The organism is Acidiphilium sp. 34-64-41 (genome assembly GCF_002282635.1).
Taxonomy (GTDB): Bacteria; Pseudomonadota; Alphaproteobacteria; order Acetobacterales; family Acetobacteraceae; genus Acidiphilium; species Acidiphilium rubrum.
In genome coordinates, this window is sequence record NZ_NCJX01000125.1 from 1 (window position 1) to 6426 (window position 6426).

General features: G+C 63.9%; 10 protein-coding genes. 4 read left to right on the forward strand and 6 right to left on the reverse strand.

Features of this window, described 5'->3' with window-relative positions:
* Positions 1–180 precede the first annotated feature (180 nt).
* Positions 181–444 (forward strand): sulfurtransferase TusA family protein, encoded by a 264-nt coding sequence (locus tag B7X49_RS17400; RefSeq protein ID WP_286705251.1) that lies wholly within the window; start codon positions 181–183, stop codon positions 442–444.
* Here B7X49_RS17400 and B7X49_RS17405 read toward each other — a convergent pair.
* Genes B7X49_RS17405 through B7X49_RS17420 form a run of 4 tightly spaced genes read right to left on the reverse strand, consistent with a single transcriptional unit; the run spans position 422 to position 2659 of the window.
* Positions 422–856 (reverse strand): GNAT family N-acetyltransferase, encoded by a 435-nt coding sequence (locus tag B7X49_RS17405; protein ID WP_286705252.1) that lies wholly within the window; start codon positions 854–856, stop codon positions 422–424. The two genes, B7X49_RS17400 and B7X49_RS17405, sit on opposite strands and share 23 nt — an antisense overlap.
* Positions 853–1527, reverse strand: a complete 675-nt coding sequence (gene tsaB / locus B7X49_RS17410; protein WP_286840399.1) for a tRNA (adenosine(37)-N6)-threonylcarbamoyltransferase complex dimerization subunit type 1 TsaB — start codon at positions 1525–1527, stop codon at positions 853–855. Before tsaB ends, B7X49_RS17405 begins: the two co-directional genes overlap by 4 nt.
* Positions 1512–2105: a malonic semialdehyde reductase gene (locus B7X49_RS17415; RefSeq protein WP_286705254.1), complete on the reverse strand. Its 594-nt coding sequence runs from the start codon at positions 2103–2105 to the stop codon at positions 1512–1514. Before B7X49_RS17415 ends, tsaB begins: the two co-directional genes overlap by 16 nt.
* Entirely contained in the window at positions 2102–2659 is a 558-nt protein-coding gene (locus tag B7X49_RS17420) for a NifU family protein (RefSeq protein ID WP_286705255.1), read from the reverse strand. Before B7X49_RS17420 ends, B7X49_RS17415 begins: the two co-directional genes overlap by 4 nt.
* A gap of 227 nt (positions 2660–2886) precedes the next feature.
* Here B7X49_RS17420 and B7X49_RS17425 point away from each other — a divergent pair, with 227 nt between their 5' ends.
* Positions 2887–3402: a Spy/CpxP family protein refolding chaperone gene (locus B7X49_RS17425; protein WP_286705256.1), complete on the forward strand. Its 516-nt coding sequence runs from the start codon at positions 2887–2889 to the stop codon at positions 3400–3402.
* A gap of 14 nt (positions 3403–3416) precedes the next feature.
* On the opposite strand, the gene B7X49_RS17430 is transcribed toward B7X49_RS17425, so the two are convergent.
* The gene (locus B7X49_RS17430; RefSeq protein WP_029312278.1) at positions 3417–4124 is read right to left on the reverse strand and encodes a class I SAM-dependent methyltransferase; all 708 of its coding nucleotides are present in this window, start codon (positions 4122–4124) and stop codon (positions 3417–3419) included.
* Positions 4125–4156: 32 nt separating this feature from the next.
* On the opposite strand from B7X49_RS17430, the gene gloB reads away from it, so the two are divergent.
* Both gloB and B7X49_RS17440 read left to right on the forward strand, forming a co-directional pair.
* The gene (gene gloB / locus B7X49_RS17435) at positions 4157–4888 is read left to right on the forward strand and encodes a hydroxyacylglutathione hydrolase (protein WP_035229110.1); all 732 of its coding nucleotides are present in this window, start codon (positions 4157–4159) and stop codon (positions 4886–4888) included.
* 94 nt (positions 4889–4982) lie between these two features.
* Entirely contained in the window at positions 4983–6164 is a 1182-nt protein-coding gene (locus tag B7X49_RS17440) for a metallophosphoesterase (RefSeq protein WP_286705257.1), read from the forward strand.
* Positions 6165–6179: 15 nt separating this feature from the next.
* Here the strand turns inward: B7X49_RS17440 and B7X49_RS17445 are convergent.
* A partial coding sequence (locus B7X49_RS17445) for a MarR family winged helix-turn-helix transcriptional regulator (protein ID WP_408735605.1) occupies positions 6180–6426 on the reverse strand: 247 nt, incomplete at its 5' end.

A 6426-nucleotide genomic window follows, 5' to 3' on the forward strand; every position in this document is an offset into this window, starting at 1 on the left:
GAAAAGCCAGTTCGTCACGCTGGTGAATGTCAATGGCCGCCATGGCGGGGGCCACTAGCCCTAGTGGGTGTCTGAGTCAACCGGATAGGCACGCAACAAACGCCATGAAAAAACCATTTCAGCTTCAAACGATATCGTGCGACAATTGATCAAACCGCTGGCCATGATTGGAAAACTCCAATGCAGGACATGAAAATCGCAGACCTGCCCGTACACGACCGCGCGATCGACATTACTGGCGAAACCTGCCCGATGACTTTCGTCCGCACGCGCCTCGCACTCGATTCGCTGCCGGATGGCGCGGTTCTATTGGTGCGCCTGAAAGGGGCCGACCCGCGCGCCAACGTGCCGCGCGCCGCTGCCGATCAAGGGCACGATCTGCTCGACATGTTCGACCTCGACGACGGCAGCGCGATACTGGTCATTCGCAAAGCGAGCGCCTGAGCAACAGCGCATCGGCACCGGGTCCGTAGTAATCGCGCCGGATACCGCAATCCTTGAACCCGCAGGAGCGATAAAGCCCCAGCGCGGGCGCGTTGTCGGCGGCGACTTCCAGAAACATCGTCGCCGCCCCGCGCTGGCGCGACTCATCCAGCGCCAACCCCAGCAATCGCCGTGCCAACCCCTGGCGACGCACGGCGGGGGCCACGCCGATCGTTAATATCTCGGCCTCATCAGCCACCGCGCGCGCCAACACCAGCCCGCCGGGCTCGATCACATAACCGAACACCAGGCCTGACGTGAACAGATCCACGAAACTGGCCGCCGACCAGGCCGCGGCACCGAAACAGGCCAGATGCACCTCCGCCAGGAGATCGGCGCAAAGCACCGATGCAGCGATCACATGCTCGCTCAAATTGGCGCGGGACGCAGCCCGCCCGCCGGCAGTTTCGCTTCCGGTGGATCGACATACAACGGCATCGCCGGCCGCATCGGCAGTCCTGCCGCCACGCGCCGGCGCAGCGCTGCCGCAATCGCCGTGCCCGAACAATACCGCGCATCGGTCAGCATCACATCGTTACCACGCGCGGCCAGCCGCGCCGCGACCGCGCCGGCCTGTTCGCCGGCCAAGGCGATCGGCCCGTCCGGTTGCGGCAGATCGGCCTCATCGAAACCGGCCGCAACGCCGTCCCGCTCCAGGAAAACCCGGCCGCGCCGCGCCGTCAGCGCGACCCACAGCGGCCGCTGCAACAGCGGTAACGCCGCCCCGAACGCCTCACCCATCGAAATCCCGTGAACCGGCACGTCGGCGGCAAGGCCCAACCCCTGGGCCAGCGCGATCGAAGCGCGCAGGCCGGTGAAGCTGCCCGGCCCGATCGTCACCCCGATCGCATCGAGCGCTCCGGGTACCACTCCGCCCTCATCAAGACATTCGCCCACCCAGACGGCCAGCATCTCGGCCAGCCCTGTCTCCGGCGCACCGGCCCGCACGGCCAAAGCCACACCATCGGCCACCAGCGTGACCGAAGCATGACGCTGCGCCGCATCGATCGCCAGAATCCGGAGCGGCATCACGCCAGCACGCACGCCTCATCGAAACTCAGCCGCGGCGACCGCTCGAAAGGGTCGCCCGCGACCCCATGGCCGAGATTGACCAGGAAATTGGACCGCCAACCCTGATCCGACAGGAACAACTGATCCACCTTGTGCCGATCGAACCCGGACATCGGGCCGCAATCCAGCCCCAACGCGCGCGCTGCGATCATCAGATAAGCCCCTTGCAGCGTGCCGTTGCGCGTCGCCGTCTCATCAGCCAGGTCCGGATTGCCCGAAAACCACGACCGCGCATCGGCATGGGGGAACAAGGTCGGCAGCTTTTCGTAGAACTGCGGATCATACGCGACGATCACCGTCACCGGCGCGCTCATGGTCTTGTCGATATTGCCGGGGTTCAGCGCCGGCTTGAGCTTTTCCCGCGCCTCCGGCGTGCGCAAAAACACGAACCGCGCCGGCGAACAATTGGCCGAGGTCGGGCCGAATTTCAAAACCTCGTACAACGCCTGCAACACATCATCGCCGACCGGCTGATCGGTCCACGCGGTCTTGGTGCGCGCGGTGCGGAACAGGATATCGAGCGCCGTATCATCCAAAGACGAACCGCTCACGCCGCGACCTGCTCGACCGAGGTGACCTCCGGCACATAGTGCCGCAGCAGATTCTCGATCCCCATTTTCAACGTCGCGGTCGAGGACGGGCAGCCCGAGCAGGCGCCCTGCATGTGCAGCGTCACGACACCGGCACGAAAGCCGCGGAACACGATGTCGCCGCCATCACTCGCCACCGCCGGGCGCACCCGCGCATCGAGCAATTCCTTGATCTGGTCGGCAATTTCACGGTCGGCGGGGTCGACATCCTCATCGGCCAGTTGCGCATCGCTGGCCATGACCGGCCGGCCCGACAGGAAATGTTCCATGATCGCGCCGAGCACCTGGGGCTTTAGCGCCGGCCAGTCCATCGCATCGCTCTTGGTCACGGAGATGAAATCGGCGCCGAGAAACACCCGCTCGACCGCCGGCAGATCAAACAGGGCCGTCGCGAGCGGGCTGATCGACGCCGCCTCGGCACGATCGAAATCCGCCGACCCCTGCTCGAGCACGGTGCGCCCGGGTAAAAACTTCAAGGTTGCGGGGTTGGGCGTGATATCAGTCTCGATGAACATGGCTGAACTCCTCGGGAAAACTTGTATTTCTAAACCGGACAACTCCGGTACTCTCTATACCATCGTGATCCCGATCGCAAAACACAACCGCCGGATCACGCGCCGCTGTCGCGCGCATTAAACAACCGTAGGCCATGATTCCGACACCGCCCCGCCTGTATCCCGTCATCGCGCAAACCGTATAAGACACCAGCGCACTGCCTGACCACCTGTAACGGAGACCACACATGCCTTCGATGATCCATCGCAAACCCGCTCTGGCCGCCCTGATCCTGACCACCGGCCTCGGCCTGGCCGCCATCAGCGCCACGCACGCCGCCACCACCACGGCCGCGCCCGCCACGACCGCCAACACCACCACAGCGATGACCCCGGCACAAAAAGCCATCATCGCCCATGTCGATGCGCGGCTCGCCACGCTGAAAAAATCGATCGGCATCACCACGGACGAGGAATCGAGCTGGCACGGCTTCACCCAGGTGTCGCGTACCAACGCGCTCAACCTTTCAGCGATGTATGAGCAACGCGCCAAGACACTCGCGACCATGAATGCCGTCCAGAACATGGAATCCTACGCCGCCATCTCGGCCAAGAACGCGGATGACATGAACGCTTTATCGGCCTCGTTCCAGACGCTCTACAGCAAGCTTTCCCCGGCCCAGCAGAAAAAGATCGACGCGGCCTTCCGCGCCAAGGCCGAGGCCATGACCAAGAAACACCTCAAGAAGCTCAAGCACAGCTGAGCCACGCGGTTCAGTCAGCGGGATTCCGCAAATACCAGCCGCCGGCGCCCCTGCATCAACGGGATCACGCCGGCGACATCCTTCACCGCCTCGGCCAGCACCACGCCGCCAAGCTGCGGCACCGCCCGCCGGCCAATCCGCTCGAGCAGATCGGCCGTGCTCAAATCCTTGCCCAACCCCAGCGGCGGGATCAGCAGCGCCATATCCCGCCGCTCAACCCGGAACATCGAGCCGGCCAGCAGCCGCCCAAGCTGTGCAGCACTATACGGCTGGCCATGACCGAACGGCGTGCGCTCCAGATACGCCCAGGGCGATGCACGGTTCGGCACCACCACGATCATCCGCCCCTCCGGGCGCAGCACCCGCCACGCCTCGCGCAGCATGCGCCGCGCCGCTTCGGCGTGTTCCAGCCCGTGGATCATCAGCAACCGGTCGATACTGACATCCGCAAGCGGCAGACTATCCTCCTCCGCCGCGGCACTCAGGTTGAGCCGGGATGCCGGCCACCGTGTAACACCCATCTGTGCCGGCGTGATCACCACACAGCGTGCCGCCTGCTCGCGCCACACCCGCAAATAGGGCGCCGGATAGCCCACGCCGAGCACCTCCATCCCCGTCAGATCCGGCCAGAGTGCGGCCAGCCGCGCGCGAATCTGCCGGGCTGCCATCACGCCGTGCCGCGTGGCATAGAAATCGGCCATCGCCGTCGCATCTATAGTCATGCAATCCCTATAGCACTTCTGAAGGATCGATCATGTCCATCGCCTACGCCGGCTTCACCATCACCCGTGTGCCCATGCTGACCGACAATTACGCCTGGTTCGTCGGGCACGACGGCGCCACCGCCTTCGTCGATCCGGCCGATGCCGAAGCCGCCATTTTCGCGGTCGACCGCGAGGGCTCGAAGCTCGACTATGTCCTGCTCACCCACCATCACGACGATCATGTCGCCGGCGCCCGCGCGCTCGCCGCCCGGTTCGATGCAAAAATCGTCGGCAATGCGGCCGATGCCAGCCGCCTGCCGCCGCTCGACATTGCGCTGAAAGACAACGATACCATCGATTTCGGTGGTGCCAAACTGAAAATGATCGCGACACCCGGCCACACCACCGGCCATGTCACCTACCTGTTCGACGATGAAATCGCCGCTGTCGGCGACACGCTGTTCAGCCTCGGCTGCGGCCGCATGTTCGAAGGCACGGCGGAGGCATTCCACACCAGCCTGCATCGCCTCGCGACCCTATCACCCGACACCATGCTGCTGTGCGGTCATGAATACACTTTATCCAACGCCCGTTTCGCCCGCAGCGTCGATCCCGACAATGAAGCGCTGATGGCCCGCGCCAATGAGGTCGAACGCCTCCGCGCCGAGCGCGAACCCACCCTGCCGGTCCGCCTCGCCGAAGAATTGCTGACCAACCCGTTCCTGCGCGCCCAGACGCCGGAGGAATTCGCCCGCCTGCGCACGGCCAAGGATAATTTCTGATGTCATGAGCATGTCATGAATAAATCTTTCTCACCCCCCCGGCTTCGCGCTACCTAAACAGCAGCACGAAACGCTACTTAAAATAGAGGGCTGCATGAGCAAACATCACCCCGGCAAGCCACACCAATTTGGCACGCCGATGGCGGAACACCATGGCGTCCATTCGCAAATGGCGCCGCTGAGCAAAGGCTCGGGCTTTCAGCCCCTGCCCGCGCCGACCGGGCCGTACCCCTACCGGCTCGACCTTGCGAGCATCATCCCCGACCAGGTCGCCGCGATGAAATCAGCCGGCGGCATGACCATGCACCTGATCGCCGATACTGGCGGCGTGCTCGACCCGACGCCGCAGGAACTCGTCGCCGCCGGCATGATCACCGATGCCGGTATCGCCGGCCCCTACGGCAAACCTGGCTTTGCCTATCACTGCGGTGACGTGATCTATTTCGACGGCGAAGCGAGCCGGTATTACGCCCAGTTCTACCTGCCCTATGAATTCTACCCGATCCCGATCCTCGGCATCCCCGGCAATCATGACGGTGACATCTACGACAACGGCACACTGGTCGATAACGTCCCCTCGCTGACCGCCTTCGTCAACAATTTCTGCGCGGCCGAGCCAGGTACCCATACGCAAGAAGCGATGGACATTCCCCGCACCGCGATGACGCAGCCCAACGTCTATTTCACGCTGGAAACGCCTTACGCCACCTTCATCGGCCTCTACACCAACGTCCCCGAAGGCGGCGAAGTCCACCAGGACCAACGCGACTGGTTCGCCGCCGAACTCAAGGCCGCCGACCCCGCAAAACCGATCATCGTCTGCATGCACCACCCGATCCACTCGCTCGATGCGTACCACTCCGGCAGCAAGACCATGGCCGCTATCCTCACCGAAGCCGAAACCACCGCGGGTGTTACCGCCCATATGGTGTTCGCCGGCCATGTTCATAACTACCAGCGCTTCACCGAGACCGACGATGCCGGCAACCAGAAACCCTTTTTCGTCGCCGGTTTCGGCGGCTACCACAATCTCCACCGCATGGAGAAAAACGGTGGCCAGGACATCGTCGCGCCGTTCACCCCGCCCGACCAGCCCAACGTCACGCTGGAGAATTTCGTTGACGACCGGTTCGGCTTCCTCCGCCTCGAAATCGACGAAACCACCATCAGCGTGAAATCCTACTCCGTCCCCCGCCCGCAGGAGTCCTACCGCGCGCCACCCCGCCTGCGCGACGCCATAAAACTGGACTGGAAAAATCGCCGACTGGTCGCCTGAACGCGCACAAGAGAGCTAACGCCCGATCTGACGGTCCAACCCCGTCAGGTTGGCCCTGATCGTTACCAACGTGTCCAGAAACTGCTCGGTCGCCGTCTCGGATAATCCACGCACGGCCTCACTGCGCACCGCACCACGGACCAGGTCGATCGCCTCCAGCACGGGATAAGCCGCCGGGGTCGGCCAGATCGTACGCACCCGCCGGTCGGTCTCGTGGCTGCGCCGCTCGATCAATCCTTGCTGCTGCAAGCTGTCGAGCAGG

Excerpts from the sequence above, each read along its gene's own strand:
- gloB (WP_035229110.1), top strand. The coding sequence starts at position 4,157 with ATGTCCATCGCCTACGCCGGCTTCACCATCACCCGTGTGCCCATGCTG.
- B7X49_RS17400 (WP_286705251.1), top strand. The coding sequence starts at position 181 with ATGCAGGACATGAAAATCGCAGACCTGCCCGTACACGACCGCGCGATC.
- B7X49_RS17430 (WP_029312278.1), bottom strand. The coding sequence starts at position 4,124 with ATGACTATAGATGCGACGGCGATGGCCGATTTCTATGCCACGCGGCAC.
- B7X49_RS17440 (WP_286705257.1), top strand. The coding sequence starts at position 4,983 with ATGAGCAAACATCACCCCGGCAAGCCACACCAATTTGGCACGCCGATG.
- B7X49_RS17425 (WP_286705256.1), top strand. The coding sequence starts at position 2,887 with ATGCCTTCGATGATCCATCGCAAACCCGCTCTGGCCGCCCTGATCCTG.
- B7X49_RS17420 (WP_286705255.1), bottom strand. The coding sequence starts at position 2,659 with ATGTTCATCGAGACTGATATCACGCCCAACCCCGCAACCTTGAAGTTT.